This window comes from Leptolyngbya sp. 'hensonii' (assembly GCF_001939115.1).
GTDB lineage: Bacteria > Cyanobacteriota > Cyanobacteriia.
In genome coordinates, this window is the sequence record NZ_MQTZ01000052.1 from 68,319 (window position 1) to 91,038 (window position 22,720).

Sequence of the window (22,720 nt, forward strand, 5' to 3'; positions counted from 1 at the left end):
TTCTGTCTTCCTCACATCTGCTGGTGGACTGGAACCCGATTCGGGGATGGTTCAGAGCGGGCCGTTGATTTTGCCATTGAAGCCGTAGATCTGGCGACTACCCACCAGGGCTACTAGTTCTACGGTGCGATCGTCCCCTGGTTCAAAGCGGACGGCAGTTCCGGCAGGAATGTTGAGGCGCATGCCGCGAGCCTGTTCCCGGTCAAACTGTAGCGCTGCGTTGACTTCATAGAAGTGGAAGTGGGAGCCAATCTGGATCGGACGATCGCCCGTATTTGACACCTGCAGACGCAGGGTTGAACGGCCAGCATTGAGTTCGATGTCACCAGGTTCAACGTAAAATTCTCCGGGGATCATGGCAAGGGCTAACCTGTGAGTAATTTCCACACCTGCAAGTGTCTCACAAGACTGTAGAAAAAGAGTAGTTGAAAAGTCAGGATTTGGTAGGCTCAATTAGATATTTGAACAAAGCACCTTTGGCTAGGCGATCGACGGTCGAAGTGGTTCTGGGTTTGAGGGAAAAGAGTTCTCCACCTCGCAACCGGAGAGGCCCTTCAATGCGGGTGAGTTGCTGGTTGACGGGTTTGAGGAAAATCAGGTGGGAGTCGCTCTGAACACGAGCATAGCCAGGCCAGGTCAGGGTAAAACTGATAAAGCCACCTTCCCCATCCGATCGGGTTGCATTGGGCCATTTCTTCAGCACAATGTAGGCTTTGGGCTGACGTTTCCAGTCCTTGGGGAACTGATAGATTTGTTCGAAGACGAGTTCATCTGCCCAGGAATTTGTCTTAATAAATTGAGTTTGGGGCAGATGTTCATTGGAGATAAAAATGATGGTGTTGTCTTCAATATCAGGGCTATTTTCTACCACAGCAGTCCAGAGCTGTTTCTGATAGTTCCAACTCAAAATATAGTCGTGCTGAATCACGACTCGATAGGCGACAACTGTGCCTAAATAGAAAGCCAATAAAACCAGGGCATAATTTCCCAGACGAGCAGTATTAAAAATAGTGAGAAGTCGAGAAATAAGATAGGCAAAACAAAAAGAACCCCCGAAAGTGGCAGCCAGATGAACAGAAGTCATACGGCCTAGTTCAGCGATGGGAGGATAGTGGGTGAAGGAAAAAACATAGCCTAATCCGAACAGAATCAGTCCAGAGATAAATAAGCGAAAATCAGAATGAATCAGCACCTGAATTCCAGGCCAGAGTTGCTGGGGGCGAAGCAAATTTCGCCATGTTCGAAGGGAGTTTGGAAGTAAGAAACTAAGCGTATCGTGGGGTAAGGTCGGTTGGTTTGAACGGGGAAGCTTGAGAAGTTGGAACAGACCCAAAAAGACCCCTGAAAAAATCAGAAAAAATAGAAGTGCGTCCCCTGTCCATTGGGAAATTGCTTTGAAAGGGGCTGTAAAAAATAGGGAACTACTAACAGAGGGGCCAATAAAAATAGCCTTGATAATTTTCGTGAAAATATCAGTTAACGTGCCTGCTGCATGAGAAACCCGGGGTTCACGACTCAGCAAGCGGATCAGGAACGAGCCCAGAACGAGCCCTGCCAGGATGCTGCCGTGGCGGATCAGACGTAACCCTAATTTGCGATCCCAGGACTGGTTCAAAAGGGGAATGCCAAAAAATACGGGGAACGTAGATTCATAACACAGCAGAGAACAGGCAATAACTGCGTAAGAGATTGTTTTCCGACCTTTCAAATAGCAGAGGGTGGCGATCAGCAGAAAGGTGAGGGAATTCTGGAGCATGAATGCATGGCAGAGCAATGTTTTGGTGGTGTCTGCCGGAAATAAACAGAAGGCGATCGCACCCGTGAAAGCAAAAATCCTGGAATCTAGTATTCGCAGAATTTTATAAAACAGAAAACAGTTCAGAAAAACGGATAGAAATCCAAGGATATAAATCCCCTGTAAACCCCCTAATTTGTCTCCCAGAAAAGCAAACAAACTGTACAGATAGTAACCGATCGGTTTGCCGGAAGGCCACAGCCAGAATACTTCTAATTGCTGAATTAAATAGGACCAGGGCTGATCCATAGCCGTTGAAATGACGGCATAGTCGTCCTCATAAAATCCAAATTTTTGAATATGGAAAAAATGGGAAAACCAGCTGAGTAATCCCAGAAAAATAAAGGCGAACCAGGATTCGTTCTGAAATAGGGAGGAGAACGGACGGATGATTCTGGATGGCAGGGCCGCGGCCATAGGCTGCAGTTCGATCTAATGGATCGGGTGATGTACAGTTACTAGTTTAGTTCCATCGGGAAAGGTGGCTTCGACCTGAACTTCGTGGATCATTTCTGGGATGCCTTCCATGACGTCGTTGCGGGTTAAGAGGGTGGTGCCATAGCTCATGAGTTCGGCGACGGTGCGGCCTTCTCTGGCTCCTTCTAGAATTGCGGCGGAGATGTAGGCGATCGCTTCGGGGTAGTTCAATTTGAGTCCCCGGTCTTTGCGTCGTTCGGCGAGTAGGGCGGCGGTGAAGATTAGTAGTTTGTCTTTTTCCTGGGGGGAGAGTTGCATAGGGTTGGGATATGGGGTTTGGGTGGAGACGCGATAAATCGCGTCTGTACGGGTTTTAGGGGATTGGGGGCAGAGCGTCGGGCCAGATGCGGGGGGGATGGGCTGATCGGTTCAGGAGGGTAAGTCGAAGCAGGTTCCAGACGGCCATGAACCAGCGGCGGGCTTCGATCGTGGAAGCTCCCCGGTAGCGGCACAGGAGCCCTGCTTGCAGACGGGTGACCCCGATTTCACCCCGTGGGGAGGGATGTTCCCAGAGTTGGCGGGCTTGGGTAACCAGATCACGGGAGATGGCCTGTCCAACAATCGCCAGACTGGCGATCACGGGTTGGTTGGCTAACCCATGGGGGCTGCGAAACACAGTTTCACAGCCTTCGATCCATTGGGGATCGATCCAGAGGGGATGCCCTGCTCGCCAGATTTCGGTGCGCGATCGCCAGTGACCCTGAACAAACTGTTCGCCTCTCGCACTGCGTCCTAATCGGGTCATCTCCCAACCCATCCAGATGGACGTTGGAGCCAATTCTACCCGTAAATGCTGTCGATGAATGGCGTCATTGAAAACAATTGTTTCTTGGGGCAACCATTCCAGGCAGGCGTGGTCAGCCAGGGTAATCTGGATGGTTTGGCTGGATTCCAGGGAACTCCGGTAGATCTTGGCGGCGGCGGCGGTAGTAATCAGGGCATGGGTGTGGGGTTGTAAGGTGAGGTGGAGAGAAAGCCGATCGCCCCCAACCATCCCTCCAGCCGTATGGAGAATCACGGTGTGGCAAACTTCTGGCCCTTCTGGATAGAAGGGTCGTTGAAGTTTCAACGGCGCGCAGGCATAGGAGGTACTGGGAAGCGTCATCCCCTGACGGTTACTGTAGGTGAGGTGGAGTTGACCGTGCCAGGTGTGGGGTTCAAGCATGATCGTCTGAAGAGAACTGTTCATGGACTGACCTGGCGCGAACCGGAGAAATGGGAAAGGGTGTAAGCTGTGAACCCCGCAAAATTTAACCCCAATCAACAACCTGGATTTTGGCTGCCCGTCAATCATTGATTGACTTGCCACTAGTGGACCTTCGAGTACTTTAAGCGTCTTAGGGTCACCTTGAGGTCACTTTTTTGGCGATGCCGCATCTGATAGGGCTACTGCAAACTATTTTGAACGATTCAGCGTTACTTTGCAGGAACCTTGGAGATAAAACTTAAAGAAAATAGGGGTCAATAGTCCGCTATAGATTAAGTTTAATCCCTGTCTCAGGGGATCCCAATTCACATTCTGATTCAGAATAGGTTTCATCCTGTGCTTCGTCAGCGGCGTTGCCTGCAACGTCTATGCCAGCGCATAGTTTGGAATCCCGACTGATGAGTCACGCAAAGTTCTGTATTTTATGGCTTTCCCGACCTGAGGAGTGGGCATGGATGCTAGCCTGATTGTCTCCAATATTTTAAATCCGCCTGTACTGTTTTTCTTTCTGGGAATGATCGCGATTTTCGTCAAATCCGATCTGGAGATTCCCCCGCCTGTCCCTAAATTGCTCTCCCTGTATCTCCTGTTTGCGATCGGCTTCAAGGGGGGCGTGGAACTGATCAAAAGTGGGGTGACGCAGGAAGTCATCTTCACCATGTTGGCGGCAATGCTGATGGCCTGCTTTGTGCCGATCTACACCTTCTTTATTTTGAAGTTGAAACTGGATAGCTACGATGCCGCTGCGATCGCAGCCACCTACGGCTCTATCAGTGCGGTGACCTTCATTACCGCTAGCGCATTTCTCCATGAACTGGGCATTGATTACGATGGCTATATGGTGGCTGCTCTAGCCCTAATGGAGTCGCCAGCTATTATTGTGGGTCTAATTTTGGTCAACCTGTTCACGGTAGACGAGGAGCGAGAATTTGCTTGGGGAGAAGTGTTGCAGGAAGCATTCCTCAACAGTTCCGTTTTTCTTTTGGTGGGGAGTCTGCTGATTGGGGTACTGACCGGTGAGCATGGCTGGAAAATGCTGGAACCCTTCACCCAGGGTTTGTTCTATGGCATTCTGACTTTCTTCTTGCTCGATATGGGATTGGTCGCTGCCCGAAGAATTAAAGACTTACAAAAAACCGGTGTTTTTCTGATTTCATTTGCCATACTGATTCCGATCGTCAATGCAGGCATTGGATTGCTGATTGCCAGGTTTATCGGCATGCATGAGGGAAATGCTCTCCTGTTCGCTGTGCTGTCCGCTAGCGCTTCTTACATCGCTGTTCCGGCTGCCATGCGCTTGACCGTTCCCGAAGCAAACCCTAGTCTGTACGTTTCAACAGCCCTGGCCGTGACCTTTCCGTTCAATATTATCGTGGGGATTCCCCTCTATTTGTACGGAATTCAACAGCTTTGGAGATAACACATGCATTTAGTTAAAAAGATTGAGATTATTGCCGGTTCCTTTGAACTGGCCAAGATTCTGGAAGGGCTGGATCAGTCCGAGGTTCATGGGCATGTGGTGATTCGGAATGTTACAGGGAAGGGGTTGCGGGGCAACACCGAAGACCTGGACATGACGATGTTGGATAACGTCTATGTGCTGGCTTTCTGTATGCCCGATCAGATTAAGCCAGTTGTGGAGCATATTCGACCCATCCTGAATAAATTTGGGGGCACCTGTTACATCTCCGATGTGATGGAGATTCGATCGGTCAAATGCGTGTCTTCCTTGTAATAGATTTCGACTCATAGGGGCAGCCTCTAGCGTTGCCCTGTCTTGCAATCACTTCTAAATTTGCCTAGATCAACCCATTTAGATGAGGAATTTAAGGAAAAATGAGTCCAATCAAATCTGTTCTCGATCGCCGACATGTGCTGAAATTGGGTGCCGTTGCTGCCTATGGTCTGGTAGCCACTGCTGCTGACTGGTGGCAACATCCGGAGCCAGCCTGGGCAGCGGAGCCTCCTGCCGTGAGTCCAGATGTGGCCTTACAAAAGCTGATGGAGGGAAATCAGCGCTTCGTCCAGCAAAGAACCCGGCATCCTAACCAGAATCGAGCGCGGCTACAAGAGGTGGCTCAGGCTCAGCATCCTTTTGCCACGATTTTGAGTTGTGCTGATTCGCGCGTGCCCTCTGAAATTTTGTTCGATCAGGGGCTGGGGGATATTTTTGATGTGCGGGTGGCGGGTAATATTGTCACGCCGGAGGCCCTGGGTAGTCTGGAATATGCCGTGGCCCTCTTGAACTCGCCTCTGCTGATGGTTCTGGGACACGAGCGTTGTGGGGCCGTGACAGCAGCCGTGCAGGGGGAAGCCCTCCCTGGGAGCATTGGCACTTTCGTCAAGGCCATCAAGCCAGCTTTGGCCAGGGTCCGGGGGCAACAGGGGGATACAGTGGATAATGCGGTGACCGCCAATGTCCAATACCAAATGGAACGGCTGCAGAAATCCTCTCTCCTGACTGAACGCATCCGGTCCAGCCAGTTGAAGCTAGTGGGTGGCCGCTATGACCTGGATACGGGGGTTGTGACGATCGTCGCCTGAGCGGGTCTCACCCCTGAGGCATCAGAGGAGAATCCGATCAACAAACTTGGCAATAAATTCCTGGGAGATCGGAGTTTCTCGTAAATTCTGGACAATTGCTTTGAGTTCGTCCTGGTGATTTAGGTAGCGATCGCAATAGCGGGTAATGCGAATGGTCAAATCCTGGGCATCCAGTTCCGGGTGGAACTGAAACCCATAGAAGGGGCGATCGGCAATCTTGAACGCATGGTAAGGGCAGCGATCGGAATAGGCCAGCAGAATGGCATCCTGAGGCATGGCAGCGGCCCGTTCTTTGTGGCCTGCGATCGCCCAGAACCCATCGGGAACATCATGGAACAGAAGATCCTCCGCCGCAGCATTGGTCAACCAGAGGGGATAGGCTCCGATTTCCATACTGGCCTTGTCCACAATCACCTGCCCTCCCAAGGCGGTGACAGCGGCTTGGAAGCCGAAGCAGGAGGCAAAGACAGGCAGACCCGTCTGCATGCAGTGGATCAGGAGCTGTTCCGTCGGATGCACGAAGGGATAGCGATCGGGCTGGGTGACGGAAGCGTCGCTCGAACCACCGACGAAGAGAGCATCATACCCATCCACGCAGGTCGGGTCAAATTCTGGTGTGGCAAAAACATCCAGCACCTGGAACTGCTGCGACTCCAGATGGCTGTAGCGGACAAATTGGTCAAACTCTTCTTGCCGGGTCTGATCATCATCCCGGATCTGAAGCAACAGAATTTTGAGTTGAGAGCGTTGTTTCGCCATGGAAAATGAGGGCAATTAATTGCCCTCATCGTAATACCAATTGAAATTGATGCTGCTGTAAAATCAGAATTAATCTACGTCATGGGCGAACCGATGGTATAGAAAGTCCAGGGCATCGTTCCGCAGTTTGTAGTATTCCGGATCCTCCATGATGCGGGTGCGATCTCGGGGCCGACTGAACGGAATCGTCAGCACTTCCCCAATCTTTGCGGCTGGTCCATTCGTCATCATCACCAGGCGATCGGCCAGAAACAGGGCTTCATCAATATCATGGGTAATCATCAGCACTGTACAGCGATGGTCGCTCCAGATCTTCAGCAGTTCTTCCTGCAACTCTTCTTTGGTAATTGCATCCAGTGCCCCAAAGGGTTCATCTAAGATCAACACCCGTGGACAGACAGCCAGGGCCCGGGCGATGGAAACCCGTTGCCTCATCCCGCCAGAGAGTTGGCCAGGCTTTTTGTGAGCCGCATCCGATAAGCCGACCATAGCCAAGTGTTCCTGGACGATCGAGATTTTCTCGGCCCTGGATTTCTGGGGATAGACTGCATTGACCGCCAGGTAAATGTTCTCGTAGGCGGTGCGCCAGGGGAGGAGGGCATAGTTCTGGAAAACGACCATGCGATCAGGGCCAGGCTCTTTGATTGGTTTCCCTTGCAGCACGACATCTCCATCCGTCGGCCTGGCAAACCCGGAGACCATATTCAACAGGGTTGATTTGCCACAACCAGAGTGACCGATGACACAGATAAATTCGCCTTCACTGACCTCTAGATTGACATCTTGAAGGACCGTATAGGGGCCTTTGGGCGTGGGATAGACCTTAGACACATCACGGATGGACAGGTAGGGTGTAGTCGGAGGGAGCAGAGTCAGATTTTTGGTAGTCATAGTTTCCATAGGTTTTGGGGAAGAGACGCGATAAATCGCGTCTTTACGGAGAGAGCGATCGGGTGTCATCAGGCTGCGATCGTGGGGCCAGGCCGAGCGTCTAGGATGATCTCAGCGACACTGAAATCCCGTTTGATGGAAAGACTGTTGAGGTAGGCGATCGGGTCTTCGGTGTTGAAGACTGTGCCATCAAACAGTTGGATTTGGCTACGGCTGTAGTTGACATCCAGGCCCAGTTCGCGAGCAGCAACGCTAAAAACGCTGATCCGGCAGATGCGCTCTAGGATTTCGACCCAGTTTCGGGGGAAAGGCGTGTCTCCCCAGCGGGCCATCTGGGTCATGACCCAGAGTTGCTCGGTGCGGCTGGGACGGTTCAGCCCCCCTTCGCTATAGAACTGGTGATGGGCATATTGCCGTAGATGATGCTCCAGGCTGCAGACCTGGGGATTTGGATCGCCGAGGTGAATGTAACCCAAGTCGGTGCTGACGTATTCCCGACGAGCCAGGATGAAACGAATTTCCTCAGCATTGTCTGGATTGGCACAGTAGCGGCAGGCTTCTAGCAAGGCTTTGACTAGGGCAATGTGGGTGTTGGGATGGGCATTGGCCCAATCTTCCCGCACGCCCAAGACTTTGCCGGGATGACCATGCCAGATCTCCAGATCGGTGGCGATCGTAAAGCCGCATTCTTCGACAGCAGCCCGGATATTCCAGGGTTCGCCAACGCAGTACCCGTCGATGCTCCCTGCCTTCAGGTCAGCAACCATTTGGGCTGGAGGAATGGTCTTCAGTTCTACATCATAGTCGGGGTCAATGCCACCGGCAGCCAGCCAGTACCGCAGCAACAGATTGTGCATGGAAGAGGGATGGACCATGCCCAGGGTGTGCCGATGATCGCGGGTCTGATACAGCATCTGCTTCAGATCAGCCAGGGTATAGACACCCTGGTCATAGAACCGCTTGGCCAGAGTAATCGCGTTACCATTACGGGTCAGAGTCAGGGAGGTGACTGTTGGGATGGGCTGATTATCCACACCGCCAAGGGTCAGCCAGAGGGGCATCCCGGCAGGCATTTGAGCTGCATCCAGATAGCCCCCCTGAATGCCATCGGTAATCCCACGCCAGTTGCTCTCCCGGACCAGGGAGACTTCATCCAGGCCATGCTTGGCGAAGAACCCCTTCTCCTGAGCAATGGCCAGAGGCGCACAGGCGGTCAGGGGCAGGAAGCCAATTTCCAGATTGACTTTCTCCAAACCATGCCGGGAAACAGCGACTTGTTTTTTAGCCCGAATTTTCTTGACGCGCTTCTGCTGGTTCAGGAAATAGATCATTTCACTCCGCAGACTGTAGTAGCTTGGATGTTCGACCACATCCATGCGTTTGCGCGGTCTGGGGATATCCACCTCCAGAATCTGACCAATCTTCGATTCGGGACCATTAGTGAGCATGACGATGCGATCGGAGAGCAACACGGCCTCATCCACGTCATGGGTCACCATCACAGCCGTAACCTGATTTTCCTCACAGATTTGCATCAGTTGCTCTTGCAGATTGCCACGGGTGAGGGCATCCAATGCGCCAAAGGGTTCATCCAGCAGCAACAGTTTTGGACGAATAGAGAGGGCTCGGGCGATCGCGACCCGCTGCTTCATACCTCCCGATAACTGGGCTGGTAGCTTATCCGCAGCGTGGCGCAGACCTACCATATCGATATGATGTTCGACAATTGCCCGGCGCTCACCCGCAGGCAAATCCTTCATGACTGCATTAACCGCCAGGGCAATATTTTCGCGCACGGTGCGCCAGGGTAGTAGGGAATAGTTCTGAAACACCACCATGCGATCGGGGCCGGGTTTGGTGATGCGTCGTCCTTCCAGGGTGACGACTCCTTCTGAGGGCAGATCCAAACCAGCAATCATATTCAGCAGGGTGGACTTCCCACAACCAGAGTGACCAATCAGTGACACGAACTCACCCTTTTTGATCTGGAGGTCGATGCCTTTCAGCGCAATATATTGTCCTCCACCGGTCAAATTAAACACTTTATTGATTTGATCAACCGCAACAAAGATGCTCATCTGCTCTCCCATGAATGCTTTTTATTGGATAGTTCGTCACCTGAGTTGTCATTTGGCAGTTTGTTGATGAGTGCCCATGACTTGGATTGCAATTGTCATTGGTCATTTGGCAGTTTGTTGATGAGTACCAATGACCAATGACTACTTCTGTTCTTCGGGTAGAATCAGGGTTTGGACGTAGGCGATCGCTTTATCCAGGATTAGACCCACCAGACCGATGTAGACAAGGGCAATAATGACTTCGCTCACATAGTTGTTTTGATAAGCATCCCAGATGAAGAATCCAATTCCGACAATGCCAGACATGACAATTTCAGCGGCAATAATCGCCAACCAGGCTAGACCAATTCCAATGCGAAGACCCGTAAAAATGTAGGGAAGTGCAGCCGGAATCAACACATTGAAGAAGTAATCTCGCTTCGTTAATTGCAAAACTCGCGCAACATTTTTGTAGTCCTGGGGAATTTGTTTGACCCCAACAGCCGTGTTAATCAGAATCGGCCAGATTGCCGTGATGAAGATAACGAATAGCGCCGCTGGTTCATTCTGGCGCAGAGCTGCCAGAGAGATCGGAACCCAGGCCAAAGGGGGGACTGTCCGCAAGAGCTGAAAGAGGGGATCCAGGGCTTTCGACATCACTTTGCTGGTTCCGACGAGAATACCCAGGCCAATCCCCACGATCGCTGCCAGGGAGTAGCCGATCGCCACCCGTTGCAAACTGGCCAGGATTTGCCAGCCGAGACCTTTGTTTGTTCCACCCAGGTCAAAGAAGGGCCAGACAATGAATACCCAGGTTTTCTGTACCACCTGAATTGGACCCGGCAAGGTAGCTCCGGGGGTCCAGGAAAACAGTTGCCAGATTAGCAGGAACACGGCAATGCCAGCGATCGGCGGGACCAGTTCGGGAAATTGCTTTCCCAGTTTGACGAATAAAGCATTTGATAGGGTACCATTCGTCGATCGTTTCTGTACGGTCACCATAAATCAAGATCTCCTGAGTAGGTTTTTGGTTTGGTCATTAGGTATTAGGCATTAGGGATTGGATTAATCCCCTTTAGGCAGGGGTGGCCCGCAGGGCCGGGGTGGGTCATGACTAAATGGCCACCCGCTTAATCACCAAACTTTTTAAGTAAGCTGTGGGATCTGCAGGATCAAACTGGATGCCATCGAAGAAGGTTTCCACACCACGGGAGGTGTCCTTGGGAATCTCTGCTGCAGCTACCCCTAGTTCCTGAGCTGCTTCCCGCCAGAGATCTTCCCGATTCACCTGGTCGATTAATGCCTTAGCTTCGTCCAGAATGCTCAGCGGGAGGAACCCCCAACGCACACTCTCCGTTAAGAACCAGAGATCGTGACTCTTATAGGGATAGGACACACTACCCTGGCTATCTGTCCAGTAGCGAACCGCCATGGATTTGTCATTAATGATGCGGCCATCCCCCATGTCGTACTTGCCCATCAGGGGGTCGAGCAACACATCGACAGGCAAGTTGAAGTACTGGCGATCGGAGAGGATGCGGGCCAATTCTTCCCGATTCTCATCCCGATCGCACCATTGCTGGGCCTCCATGACGGCTTTCAAGATGGCCTTTGTTGCTTTGGGATGCCGCTCTACCCAGTCAGACCGCAGAGCCAGATACTCTTCGGGATGGTTTTTCCAGATTTCAGCGGTGAGCGCCGACAGGAAACCAACCTTATCTTTGACAATCCGATAAGGCCAGGGGTCCCCTGTGCTGAAGGCATCCATGGTGCCAGTTTTCATGTTGGCCACAGTCTGCGCCGCCGGAACGGTCAGGAGCTTCACATCCCGATCGGGGTCAATGCCTCCAGCCGCCAACCAGTAGCGAATCCAGAAATCCTGATTCGCCTGGGGGAACGTATAGGCAGCCGTGAACTGGGAACCAGTCGCCTTAAGCTGACCAAACAGGGATTTGGTACTGGCTAACTGGAGGCCAATCCCTTTACCCAGATGCTTACCTGCGATCGCAATCCCGTTCCCCTGGGTATTTAATTTGAGCACCAGGGCCATCGGAATCGGTCGATTCCCTTTGGTAATTTTGCCTGTCGTCAAGCCATAGGGCATGGGCATCTGCCACTGCCCTCCATCTACCCCTCCCCCCTGGGAGCCAATTTCCACATTATCCCTGGCTGCTCCCCAGTTAGCCTGCTTCGCCAGTTCCACCTGGGCCATGCCGTACTTGGCGAACAAGCCTTTGTGGAAGGCAATGATTAAGGGGGCAGCTTCAACAATCGGCAGATAACCCAATTTGACCGTTGCCGTCTCAGGAGCCTGAGCCGGATTCACATTGGCAGCCTGGGCTGTTTGTTGAGGTGCGGTCATCCCCGCTTGCCTCAACACCTCATCCGGTGGATTCCCCAAACAACCTTTCAATAAAACAGAACTGCTTGCCGCTGCTCCTGCAGTGAGCAAAAAGCGTCGTCTTGATAAGAAATTAAATACATTGTCCATAGGGTTTCTCCAGATGAACTGAATTGTGATGGCGGTTAGAAGCGTTGTCAGAGCTCAGCCAGCACAGACAAACAGGCCAACCAACCTGTCTGCTCCCTGCGAAGCCAGCAGATATGCATGGGCAAGGCTTTCTGACCCTGGAAGTCAGGTCTCAAAAGCACCCAATTATTCAGCTCTGAAAATTTTTCTAAGTTGACTGTTGTGGGAATCAACTTACGTTTTCTTTCTAGAATTAAATTATCATCTTTTCAGTTCTTGAAAAGGCTTGATAAGTTTAATCAGAAAATAGATTCTCAATCATATTGATAAGTATTTATTGTATGAATCCCTGTTGAGAGTATTCGTTTTCAATATGATAGAGCTAACTCAATCGATCGACTCAATTTAACTTAATACCTATTCCAGATATAGCTTTGGCCAGAAAGGATAGGACGCTTAACTGCCGGGTCCAGATAGCCTTTCTGACTTGCCGCCGCCAAGCTTTGCATCGGCTACGGCTATAAGATTCATGGTTGATAAAACCGATCAGTTCATGCCTAATATTGATTTCCTAAACCAGGCTTCTGAGTAGATTTCTCTGTGATTTAATCCAAGAGTTTATAGAAAGCATCGCATTAAATTGATGCATGGATTTGAAAGCATTGCATGGGCCTTTCAGTAACCATCAATAAGTATCTATGAGTTAATCATAAATGCCCCTTTCTACTAGTCGGAAAGCTGGGGGGCAAATCAAGGGGCCAAGGTGATCGGCGACAATATTGCAGCATCTTGACTGGCCGGGAGTTGCCGTCGCCATTCCTGAATGCCCCCTTTCAGGACCACAAATTTCAAGCCCGTTGCTTGCAATAACTTGTATGCTTTAACCGATCGTGCACCAGCGGTGCAGTACAGAACCAGCGTTGGGTCCGCCCCACCTTTCTGGGCGGCTTTGGCGATCGCCTTGATCTGGATGACCCCAAAGCCCATTTCCAGGTCACTCAGAGGCACTAGTTCACTATTCCCGATGCGGTCTTCGTCATGCTCCTCCGGCGATCGCACATCCACCAGAACCACAGGCTTCAGTTTCCCCTGCTGCAGGTCGGCTACCGTCACCTGAGGTGTACTGAGACTGGCAATGTAGGTGGGGATGTCCATCTGGTTGGAGTAAGCCGCTATTGCCAATCCGCCGGTTCCCAAAGCCGCCAACCCCACCACGACCAACCCAGGATACAGACGACGCCATACTTGACGAGACAGTTTAGGGAACATAGGTCATTTTTCTCCGAAACGGATGGATGAGTTGTTGCAGATAGCTGGATGGGACAGGCTCGGCAATGCCATAGCGATCGGGCCTGTAGTGGCGCGGCAGGTAGAGGGTCCCGCCCAACCAATCCACCAGGGGAAGTTGGGCCGCAAAGTTTTTGTTGTACCGCCCAGGGTCGCTGCTGTGGTGGCAATGATGGGCTTCTGGGGTCATGATTATCCACTTGAGAACCCCACAGTCAACCTTTAAATTGGCATGGATAAAGAAAGCGATCGCAGCCGAGATCAGCACATAGGCTGCAAAAGTTTCCTGGGAAAATCCCAACAGTAATAGAGGGACCAGTTGAAAGACTTTGGTAAAGACCTGATCCAGGGGATGAACCTTGACCGCAGCCAGCCAATCGAGTTCCTTGGCACTGTGATGCACCTGGTGAAACCGCCACAACCAGGGCACGCAATGGAGCAGGCGATGGGCAAAGTAATAGCCGATGTCTGCAACCAACATGGCTTCGAACAACTGGAGCCAAATCGGTTGGGTCGCAATGGGAACAGCGACGATCGACTTTTGTTGCAGCATCAGCACCGAGACCGCCAAGGTAATCAGCATCCCCGCCCCCCGGCCAATGCAGTAGCCCGTGAAGTAGTAGATCACATCTGTCCACCACCCGAAACGCAGGATAGGCTGACGCCGCAGACCCAGCCACCGTTCCAGAGGGATGAAAATCAGAGCCAGGAGGCAGAATCCACCGATCGCGTGAAAGAACATGCTTGATACCCAATTGTCTCGCTAGAGAGTTGCCTGCGTCTGAGGGCATGGCACTATCCTTACTTAAATTCACGCTCTTCTGGGGGATTACGGAGGGGTGCGTGTCACCTTATTGGTAGAAAAATCAGGCATACCTGCCAAGAGCTTGAACTAGCTACGGCACGTTAAGTCTTTTATTTTTCTCTGTAGAAGGTGACACGCACCCATTACGGAGAGCGGCCCTAACATCTCCTCAGGATTACCATAGAAGAAATTCAATTAATACCATTAGCCCCAGATAATCTTTTAATCATAGAGTCTAATTAACTGATTTAATTGACATAAATAATCATTGAATTCAACAAGAAATCATAAGCAAAACTTAGAAGTGATATCGCTAATTTTATTGGTTTGTAAGGCTTTTCGGAATCCATGAAGAAGCAAATTGATGTCATACTTTTTGATAATTAAGAAATGTTGAACTGTCCCTATAAAAATCAATTAAGACCAGGGCAGCTCAAAGGAACTTTTCTTTTAATTGTGAATTTCCTGAGTTTTTTAGAGGCAATAACCGATGGCCCAATTGTTACTACAGACCATCTGGCTCATACCTTGTTATGCCCTGCTGGGCACGGTTCTGTCCGTCCTGTGGTTTCCTTCTATGATCCGCAGGACAGGTCCCCGACCTGCCGGATATGTCAATTTGTTGATGACATGCTTGGCCTTGCTCCATAGCGTTTTAAGCCTGTCTGCCATCTGGGGACAGCCTGCCCAGGAGTTCTTGCTTCCCTGGTTGCAGGTGGCCAATCTGGATTTAACCCTGCCTATTTTGCTTTCTCCCACCACCGTAGGGGCCTGTGTGGTAATTACGGGCATCAACCTGCTGGCGCAAGTGTATGCCGTGGGTTATATGGAGATGGATTGGGGTTGGGCCAGATTTTACTCCCTGCTGGCCCTATTTGAAGCGGGAATGTGTACGCTGGCCCTCTGTAATTCCCTCTTCTTCAGTTACATTGTGCTGGAGATCCTGACCCTGGGGACCTATCTGCTGGTAGGCTTCTGGTTCAACCAATCCCTGGTGGTTACGGGTGCGCGGGATGCATTTCTGACCAAGCGGGTCGGGGATCTGTTCCTGCTGATGGGGGTGATTGCGCTGCTCCCACTGGCTGGAACCTGGAACTTTACTGAACTGGCCGATTGGTCTCAGACGGCCCAGGTCGATCCCACCGTGATGGCCCTGGTCAGTCTGGCCTTAATTGCCGGTCCCATGGGCAAATGTGCCCAGTTTCCCCTTCACCTGTGGCTGGACGAGGCCATGGAAGGTCCTCTACCCAGTACCATTTTGCGGAACTCGGTGGTTGTGGCCACAGGAGCCTGGGTTCTGATTAAACTGCAACCGGTGCTGGCCCTTTCGCCGATCGCCATGGTGGCCCTGATCTTCATCGGTGGCTTAACCGCCGTCGGGGCATCCTTGATTGCGATCGCCCAGATTGATATCAAGCGCACCCTCTCCTATGCCGTCAGCGCTTACATGGGGTTGGTCTTCATTGCTGTGGGCACCCAACAGACGGAAGCGGCGTTTCTGCTGACCCTGACCCATGCACTGGCTATGTCCCTGCTGGTCATGAGCATCGGTTCCATCATCTGGAATAGCGTCACCCAGGATTTGACCCAATTGGGGGGTCTGTGGTCGCGCCGACCCATTTCAGGATTGGCCTTTCTCACAGGGCTGGCAGGTTTAGTGGCCTTTCCTCCCTTAGGCAGTTTTTGGGCCTTACTGAAACTGGCAGACGGTCTCTGGAGCACACAACCCTGGCTGGTTGGATTACTTCTGTTCGTCAATGGCATGACTGCGTTTAGCCTGACCCGGGTCTTCAGCCTTGTTTTTGGGGGGCAGGCTAAGCAGATGGCGCAACGATCGCCCGAAATTCACTGGCCCATGGCTTTTCCCATGGTGGTGTTACTGGGCTTCACCCTGCATCTACCTCTGGTGCTACAGGCATTTGACCTTCTCCCCCACTGGGCAACGCTGAATACCGATGTGGCTCTGCTGTTGATCTGGTCTACCCTCTCTGGTATCAGCATTGGGGGAGTTGTTTATCTGGGAACCGCTGTGCCCAAGCCGGTGCAACTGCCTTGGGTAGCTCTGCAGGAGTTGCTGGCCTATGACTTCTATACAGCCAGATTCTATCGCCTGAGCATTGTGTTTGCGGTTGATCTGGTCTCTCGTCTGACCGCCTGGTTCGATCGCTACATTGTCGATGGCCTGGTCAACCTGTTTGGCCTGGTCACCCTGCTGAGTGGGCAGAGCCTGAAGTACAGCACTTCAGGCCAGGGACAGTTCTACATCCTAACTATTTTGCTGGGCATCGGCCTGGTCGCTGTCCTGGTCTTTACGTTCTGAGGATCACTGTTAGTTGGAGGCGTTGTACGCAACAGTTCTCTGCCCAATCCTATCAACCCCAATTTTGAATTAATGAATGGATCCCTATGCTGAGCCTCTTGATCTGGCTTCCTATTTTTGGTGCCCTCCTGGTAGCCCTCTGGCCGGGAAAGGCCACGACTGGATCGATCCGATGGGTGGCTCTGGCGATCGCCACGCTCACCCTGCTCTGGACCGGCTTCTTAATGGCCCGCTTCGACTTCGAGCTGGCTGGGTTGCAAATGCAGGAAACCCTGCCCTGGATTGATGCCCTCGGTTTGACCTATGGGCTGGGAATAGATGGTCTGTCCCTGCCCTTGTTGGCCTTAAACAGTTTTTTGATCTGGATTGTAATTTTTGGAACCAACGCGCAAATAGCCCGACCGCGTCTGTTCTACTCCCTGGTTCTGATCGTGTCCGGTGCGATCGCAGGAGCATTTCTGGCCCAGAACTTGCTGCTGTTTGTCCTCTTCTATGAGCTGGAATTGATTCCTCTCTATCTGATGATTGCCGTCTGGGGCGGGGCCAAACGGGACTATGCCGCCATGAAGTTCCTGCTCTACACCGCTGTCTCTGGGGTTCTGGTACTGGTCGGTTTCCTGGGCATTACCTGGCTGAGTGGGTCTTCCAGCTTTGACTACAATGCCGTCTCCCCCAGTGACTTACCCTTAACAGTCCAGCTGATTCTACTTACCCTGATCCTGATTGGCTTTGGGATTAAGACTCCGCTGGTGCCCCTGCATACCTGGTTGCCCGATGCTTATGTGGAAGCATCCCCGCCTGTGGCTATTTTGCTCGGTGGCATCCTGGCGAAGTTGGGCACCTACGGGCTGGTTCGTTTCGGTCTGCAACTGTTTCCAGAATCCTGGTCGCTGGTGTCGCCGGGATTGGCCATCATCGGTGTGTTCAGTGTCCTCTATGGTGCTCTGACAGCGATTTCCCAGCGCGATATTAAACGGATGGTCGCCTACAGCTCGATCGGTCACATGGGCTATGTCCTGGTGGCCTGCGCCGCTGGAACCGAGTTGAGCCTGTTGGGCGCGATCGGTCAGATGGTCAGCCACGGTTTGATTCTGGCTGTTCTCTTCTACCTGGTTGGGGTGATTGAGACCAAGGTCGGAACCCGGGATCTGGATGTGCTGAATGGTCTTCTCAATCCGGTTCGAGGTTTACCGATGGTTAGTGCCCTGTTGATTCTGGCAGGCATGGCGAGCGCTGGAATTCCTGGCTTGGTCGGATTCATTGCCGAGTTTCTGGTTTTCCAGGGCAGTTTCCCCGTCTTCCCCGTAGCAGCTCTCCTGTGCGTGCTGGCCAGCGGTTTGACCGCTGTCTATTTTGTGATTCTGCTCAATCGGACCTGCTTCGGCAAGCTCAATAATGCCACCGCCTATTATCCCCGGGTTACCTGGCTGGAACAGGCTCCGGCCCTAATCCTGGTGGCCATCATCTGCTTCCTGGGGGTACAACCCTCCTGGCTACTGCGCTGGAGTGAACCCACAGCCGCCGCGCTGATTTCTACCCTGCCGCCGGGCAGTACCCAGACGATCGCCCAATCCCCTTCACCTGGACAGCCCTGATCCTCCTCAATCCCATGGCGGACTGGCATTTCATGCAACGCCTCTATCTGAATCCTCTACCAAATATTTCCCATGACAACAGCAATTCTGAACCAGGCCACTATCCCTGCCTCGAAACATGAATACGCTGACATCATCCATCGCCTGGAAGCAGGTGGATCGATGCTGCCAGATACCCCAGAGAATCTGATGCAGATCATTGGCATTTACAAAGCCTATGCAGTGCCCATGGATTTCTACTGGCGGGATCTGCTCTATATTGCTGAGCGTGTATTTCTCGACCCCTTCCCCTTCTTTAAGTACTTCCTGCCCCAGGAATACCTGGACCTGCATAACCACTATGCCGGAGACGATGCCGATCTGAGGATTTGGCGGGGACCTGCGACAGCCCATCCGGAATTGCTCGCCTTTATGGAAAAAGGGGAGACTTTCAAGATGCCCCGCCTCTTCCATCACCTCTGGCACGATCGCATCAATATGGAATTTGCCGAAGCTTGTATGCGGGCAATGCTCTGGCACCGCCACATGTATGCTCCTGTGAATCAGTTTGATGCCTATCTGGATAGTGACGAATACCGGGCAAATGCCGATCGGGCTATCCGGGCTTACTTCAAGTACAACCCAGTGATGCTGGGTCTCTATCAACTGTTCCCAGAGATGTTCCTGGAGCAATGTCGGCAGATGTCCTACTATGCCAACCTGGGCCTGTTCTGGGAGGTGATGGCTCCTGTATTTTTCGAGATGTCTGACCTCTACGACGAAGGGGGATTCAAAGGCGTCCCGGATGCCATGAACTTCCTGGTGAATGGGATTTTTGCGATCGCCGGTCGTCCTATTTATCACCATGCCTATATTCGGGGTGAATGTTACGAAATCATCCCCAAATCCAAGGGCTTTACCTGGTTGTATGAGGCTGCGCTGCCTTATGTCGAGGCTGTGTTTTACCGCACCGCTCCCTTCCGGGGCACCAAATCCTACAATGCTCAAGCCAAACAGGTGCCGGATGACCAGAAAGATTTCCACTACGGCATTCTCTATGCGGATGTCTTCCCGGTCGGCACGGCTGGGATTCCACCGACGCTGCTGATGCAGGATATGCTCCACTTCCTGCCTCCCTATCTGGTGGAGTATTACCAGCAGCATTGCCGGGGTGAGGACGATGTGTTGATTCAGTTAGGGATCAGTTTTCAGCGATCGATGTATAACGTCACCTCAGCCGTGATTCAGGCCTTGCGAACCGCCCTCCTGTATCCCCTGGATGACCCCAATCCCAGGCACCTGATGGCCAATCGTCAGTTTTTCGAGGCCCAAATGGATCGCTTCAACCGGCCAGAAGCTCGTTTGCGGATGATTCAAAATCAGGATTACCGATAAAGGGTCAGGGCTGGCCTTGGGGTCGGCCCTTGACTGGTTCCAGCTTGAAAACAGGGGAAAGTTCAGGGGATTCCTGCCCAGGATGCTTATCTCTGGGCTTTTTACCAAGCCCAGAAGATTACTGAATCTGCAATTTGGCTATCAGGGGAAATTCGTGGAATCACCGAGTTCATTGACGACGATCACAGGGCAATCTAGGCTCAATCACAGAAATTTTCTGGTGAAAGACTGAAGATTAATATCGAGCCAATTCACCTCTGTTGTGTCCTATGCTGCTTAACTTGCTACCTTCGGCCATTGTTGAACTGTATGCCTCTACCCTGGCAACAGGCAAGCTGACCCTGGCCGATCGCTATGGTCTATTCGCTGCCCTGATGGACAATTCCCTCAGCTCAGAAGAATTCAAGATGATTGATCGGGTCCTTTATGGGCTGCGTCGGGGACACATTCAGGTAGTGGACGATTTGTCTACTGTGCAGTAACCTTGTATCTGCTGTAACTTATTGCTATCTTCAGGGGGTGATGGAGTCATGGAAACCTTGGTTCACAACAAATTAATCCAATTCTTGCAGGACGATCTGGCCGTCCCTGCAGACTCTATCTCCCTGGCACTCCAACATTCTGAGCAAATGACCGGCTTGTTGCCGATGATTCTCTGGCAGTATGGCCTGATTTCTCTGGTTCAACTGGAGCGAATCTTTGACTGGCTTGAAACCAATCGCCCCTTGCCCCAAGAGCTTTAGAGCCCGGAGAGCGTTGTGATCGCTGCCAGCAATTCAGCCAGATTGACCGGTTTATTTAAGTGAATCTGAAAACCGGCCTGGAGCGATCGTTGCTGGTTGTCTGCTCCAGCGTAGGCTGTGAGCGCGATCGCCGGAATTCCCCCCCCCTGTTCTGGCTTGAGCGTTCTAATCCGACCCATAAGGGTATAGCCATCCTGGTCAGGCATCCCAATGTCGCTAATTAACACGTCAAAAGGGGAAGATTGGTGCAGGGCCGTCACTGTCCAAATTGCTTCCTCTGCGCTTCCCACTGCCACAACTTCCAATCCATGGGTTTGTAGCATCTGAACCATAAGTTGACGTGCATCTATCTCATCATCCACTAGCAGAATCCGCAACGCAGCCAGTTCGGATGAACTATTTAAACGGGAAGCCTCCCTTTCAGGGACTGTCCGCCGCAGGTGACTCTGCTGCTCGACGGCTATCAGGGGCAACGTCACCATGAATGTGGCTCCTTTCCCCTCCCCCTCACTCCTGGCCTGAATTGTCCCACCATGGAGTTCAACGAGCTGGCGCACGATCGCCAGTCCCAACCCCAATCCACCGTACGATCGGGTAATGGAACTATCCGCCTGCCGGAAGCGATCAAACACATAGGGCAGAAATTCTGGACTGATCCCTTTGCCTGTATCACAAATTTCCAGTTGAGCGTAGCGTGCCTGACCAGAGATCATCTTCGGATCCGATGTTTTCTGGTTTGGCAGGCACTGAGCTTCCCTGGTGGCAGATCCCATCACCAGAGATAACCGTACCGCCACCTGTCCTCCTTCAGGAGTGAACTTAATCGCATTGGACAGCAGGTTCCAGACCACCTGCTGCAAGCGATCGAGATCCCCTGCAACCAGCCCCATCTGCCGATCTAGAACAGTCTGTAACTGGATTCTTTTGGCCTCTGCCGCCGGACGAACGGTTTCCAGGGCTGTAGTGATAACCGCAGGGAGGCTGACAGGACGAATATTCAAACGCAACTGCCCCCGGATAATCCGTGAGACATCTAACAGATCTTCAACCAACTGAGCCTGAGCTTTAGCATTGCGTTCAATGGTTTCCAGGGCCCGATGGATAGTGGTTGGATCAAGCTGGCGGGTTTGCAGCAGATGCACCCAGCCCAGAACCGCATTCAGCGGCGATCGTAATTCATGGGATAGGGTCGCCAGAAATTCGTCCTTGAGTCGGTTAGCTGTTTCCGCTTCAGTCCGGGCTAACTGCTCAGACTGCAACAGCAGTAATCGTGCTTGTTCAGCCTCTCGTAATTCTGTGGCTGCCTGTTCCAGTGCTATGTAAGCCCGGACCTGGGATCGGGTAATCCCAAACAAAATCAGACTAATCAACCCACCAATCAAAGCAACAAAGGGAACCAGTCGGCGTTCTGAGTTAGAGTCCAGATCTGGACGGGAGGAGAAGGTAATGGTCCAGGGATGTCCAGCAATCTCGATCTTTCTGACCGTGTGAAATCGGGGTTGATAGGACAAATTCTTGAAGCGGTCCTTGTGTCGTGAATCATGTAACAGGTATTCTGGACGCGGCTCTAATCCGTCATAGATCTGGAAATTCACCAGCTCCCCCTGGGGCTCTCCAAAAATACCCTGGATAAAATCATCTGCCCGGAAGGGAATATAGACAAATCCTCTCAGGTTCGCCTGCCGCTGAGCTATTGTAGGGGGTGTGAGGGCTCCCTCATAAATTGGCAGATACAGCAGAAAACCGGCCTGTTTGTTAGGATCAATCTCCTGCACCAGGGTAACCCGACCAGACATAGCAGGCCTGCCGCTATCCCGAGCCCGTTCCATCGCTACCCGGCGAATGGGTTCCGTAAACATATCAAAGCCGATCGCCGCCTGATTGCGCCGGTCCAACGGTTCCAGATACACGATCGTATGGTACTCCTGCCGGACATAGGGGGGGCGAATGTAAAAATTCTGTACGCCCTGCCGCCGCATGGTCTGGACCAGGTCCTCTACCTGGGAAGGAGTAACTCGCCTGGAAAACCCAATTCCCTGAAGACCCGGGTACTGCTGACGCAAACTCAACTGGCTGACATAAATCCGAAATTCATTCAGGCTGACCCGATCGGTGGCTGCGAACAGACCATTGCCTGCCCGTAACAGGGCAATACAGGTATTGATCCGGTCCTGAATATCCTTTAAGGTTCGCTGTGTGGCATTGTCAAACTGGAGTTGATCTCTAGCCCTGGCAGTGGTCTCTACTGAGAGGATGGCGATCACAGTCAGCAACAGGGTTCCCAGCAAGACGAAGTAGGGAATGGCAATGCGACTAAGGCATCGGGCCCCCAATCTAGAAGTAAAGGACCGGAGCATTTCTGAAAGCTGGACTTGCATCCTGTTCGACATCCACAA

General features: G+C 52.0%; 20 protein-coding genes. 8 read left to right on the forward strand and 12 right to left on the reverse strand.

Features of this window, described 5'->3' with window-relative positions:
- Positions 1 to 51 precede the first annotated feature (51 nt).
- The 4 genes from BST81_RS22525 to BST81_RS22540 all read right to left on the reverse strand — a co-directional run bounded on the left by BST81_RS22525 (position 52) and on the right by BST81_RS22540 (position 3,461).
- The gene (locus BST81_RS22525) at positions 52 to 357 is read right to left on the reverse strand and encodes an urease subunit beta (protein ID WP_075600766.1); all 306 of its coding nucleotides are present in this window, start codon (positions 355 to 357) and stop codon (positions 52 to 54) included.
- A 76-nt stretch (positions 358 to 433) separates the two neighbouring features.
- The gene (locus tag BST81_RS22530; RefSeq protein WP_075600767.1) at positions 434 to 2,212 is read right to left on the reverse strand and encodes a hypothetical protein; all 1,779 of its coding nucleotides are present in this window, start codon (positions 2,210 to 2,212) and stop codon (positions 434 to 436) included.
- 15 nt (positions 2,213 to 2,227) lie between these two features.
- Entirely contained in the window at positions 2,228 to 2,530 is a 303-nt protein-coding gene (gene ureA, locus BST81_RS22535; RefSeq protein WP_075600768.1) for an urease subunit gamma, read from the reverse strand.
- 55 nt (positions 2,531 to 2,585) lie between these two features.
- Positions 2,586 to 3,461 (reverse strand): urease accessory protein UreD, encoded by an 876-nt coding sequence (locus BST81_RS22540; RefSeq protein ID WP_075600769.1) that lies wholly within the window; start codon positions 3,459 to 3,461, stop codon positions 2,586 to 2,588.
- A 469-nt stretch (positions 3,462 to 3,930) separates the two neighbouring features.
- Here BST81_RS22540 and BST81_RS22545 point away from each other — a divergent pair, with 469 nt between their 5' ends.
- From BST81_RS22545 to BST81_RS22555, 3 genes are all read left to right on the forward strand, one after another.
- A complete protein-coding gene (locus tag BST81_RS22545) occupies positions 3,931 to 4,899 on the forward strand; it encodes a sodium-dependent bicarbonate transport family permease (protein WP_075600770.1) in 969 nt (322 codons plus the stop codon).
- 3 nt (positions 4,900 to 4,902) lie between these two features.
- The gene (locus tag BST81_RS22550) at positions 4,903 to 5,214 is read left to right on the forward strand and encodes a P-II family nitrogen regulator (RefSeq protein ID WP_075600771.1); all 312 of its coding nucleotides are present in this window, start codon (positions 4,903 to 4,905) and stop codon (positions 5,212 to 5,214) included.
- A 101-nt stretch (positions 5,215 to 5,315) separates the two neighbouring features.
- Entirely contained in the window at positions 5,316 to 6,023 is a 708-nt protein-coding gene (locus BST81_RS22555) for a carbonic anhydrase (protein WP_075600772.1), read from the forward strand.
- A 21-nt stretch (positions 6,024 to 6,044) separates the two neighbouring features.
- On the opposite strand, the gene BST81_RS22560 is transcribed toward BST81_RS22555, so the two are convergent.
- The 7 genes from BST81_RS22560 to BST81_RS22590 form a co-directional block, all read right to left on the reverse strand.
- Complete coding sequence (locus BST81_RS22560) at positions 6,045 to 6,782, reverse strand: type 1 glutamine amidotransferase (protein ID WP_075600773.1); 738 nt, start codon at positions 6,780 to 6,782, stop codon at positions 6,045 to 6,047.
- A 69-nt stretch (positions 6,783 to 6,851) separates the two neighbouring features.
- On the reverse strand, positions 6,852 to 7,682 hold the full coding sequence (locus tag BST81_RS22565) for a nitrate ABC transporter ATP-binding protein (protein WP_075600798.1): 831 nt from the start codon (positions 7,680 to 7,682) through the stop codon (positions 6,852 to 6,854).
- A gap of 59 nt (positions 7,683 to 7,741) precedes the next feature.
- Complete coding sequence (locus BST81_RS22570; RefSeq protein WP_075600799.1) at positions 7,742 to 9,751, reverse strand: nitrate ABC transporter ATP-binding protein; 2,010 nt, start codon at positions 9,749 to 9,751, stop codon at positions 7,742 to 7,744.
- A gap of 141 nt (positions 9,752 to 9,892) precedes the next feature.
- On the reverse strand, positions 9,893 to 10,732 hold the full coding sequence (gene ntrB / locus BST81_RS22575) for a nitrate ABC transporter permease (RefSeq protein WP_075600774.1): 840 nt from the start codon (positions 10,730 to 10,732) through the stop codon (positions 9,893 to 9,895).
- A 112-nt stretch (positions 10,733 to 10,844) separates the two neighbouring features.
- Positions 10,845 to 12,221: a CmpA/NrtA family ABC transporter substrate-binding protein gene (locus tag BST81_RS22580; protein WP_075600775.1), complete on the reverse strand. Its 1,377-nt coding sequence runs from the start codon at positions 12,219 to 12,221 to the stop codon at positions 10,845 to 10,847.
- Between the two features lie 729 nt (positions 12,222 to 12,950).
- Positions 12,951 to 13,469, reverse strand: a complete 519-nt coding sequence (locus BST81_RS22585; protein ID WP_075600776.1) for a rhodanese-like domain-containing protein — start codon at positions 13,467 to 13,469, stop codon at positions 12,951 to 12,953.
- Positions 13,459 to 14,229: a sterol desaturase family protein gene (locus BST81_RS22590; protein WP_075600777.1), complete on the reverse strand. Its 771-nt coding sequence runs from the start codon at positions 14,227 to 14,229 to the stop codon at positions 13,459 to 13,461. The genes BST81_RS22585 and BST81_RS22590 overlap by 11 nt, the downstream gene beginning before the upstream one ends.
- Before the next feature lie 553 nt (positions 14,230 to 14,782).
- Between BST81_RS22590 and BST81_RS22595 the strand changes: the two genes are divergently transcribed.
- From BST81_RS22595 to BST81_RS22615, 5 genes are all read left to right on the forward strand, one after another.
- The gene (locus BST81_RS22595) at positions 14,783 to 16,612 is read left to right on the forward strand and encodes an NAD(P)H-quinone oxidoreductase subunit F (RefSeq protein ID WP_075600778.1); all 1,830 of its coding nucleotides are present in this window, start codon (positions 14,783 to 14,785) and stop codon (positions 16,610 to 16,612) included.
- An 86-nt stretch (positions 16,613 to 16,698) separates the two neighbouring features.
- Positions 16,699 to 18,207 carry an NADH-quinone oxidoreductase subunit M gene (locus tag BST81_RS22600; RefSeq protein WP_075600779.1) on the forward strand — a complete coding sequence of 503 codons (1,509 nt, stop codon included), beginning with the start codon at positions 16,699 to 16,701 and terminating at the stop codon, positions 18,205 to 18,207.
- Positions 18,208 to 18,279: 72 nt separating this feature from the next.
- Entirely contained in the window at positions 18,280 to 19,581 is a 1,302-nt protein-coding gene (locus tag BST81_RS22605) for a CO2 hydration protein (protein ID WP_075600780.1), read from the forward strand.
- A 269-nt stretch (positions 19,582 to 19,850) separates the two neighbouring features.
- Complete coding sequence (locus BST81_RS22610) at positions 19,851 to 20,063, forward strand: hypothetical protein (protein WP_143780457.1); 213 nt, start codon at positions 19,851 to 19,853, stop codon at positions 20,061 to 20,063.
- Between the two features lie 48 nt (positions 20,064 to 20,111).
- Positions 20,112 to 20,324 carry a DUF2949 domain-containing protein gene (locus BST81_RS22615; RefSeq protein ID WP_075600782.1) on the forward strand — a complete coding sequence of 71 codons (213 nt, stop codon included), beginning with the start codon at positions 20,112 to 20,114 and terminating at the stop codon, positions 20,322 to 20,324.
- Here BST81_RS22615 and BST81_RS22620 read toward each other — a convergent pair.
- Positions 20,321 to 22,702 carry a CHASE domain-containing protein gene (locus BST81_RS22620; protein WP_075600783.1) on the reverse strand — a complete coding sequence of 794 codons (2,382 nt, stop codon included), beginning with the start codon at positions 22,700 to 22,702 and terminating at the stop codon, positions 20,321 to 20,323. The genes BST81_RS22615 and BST81_RS22620 overlap by 4 nt on opposite strands.
- Positions 22,703 to 22,720: the final 18 nt, after the last annotated feature.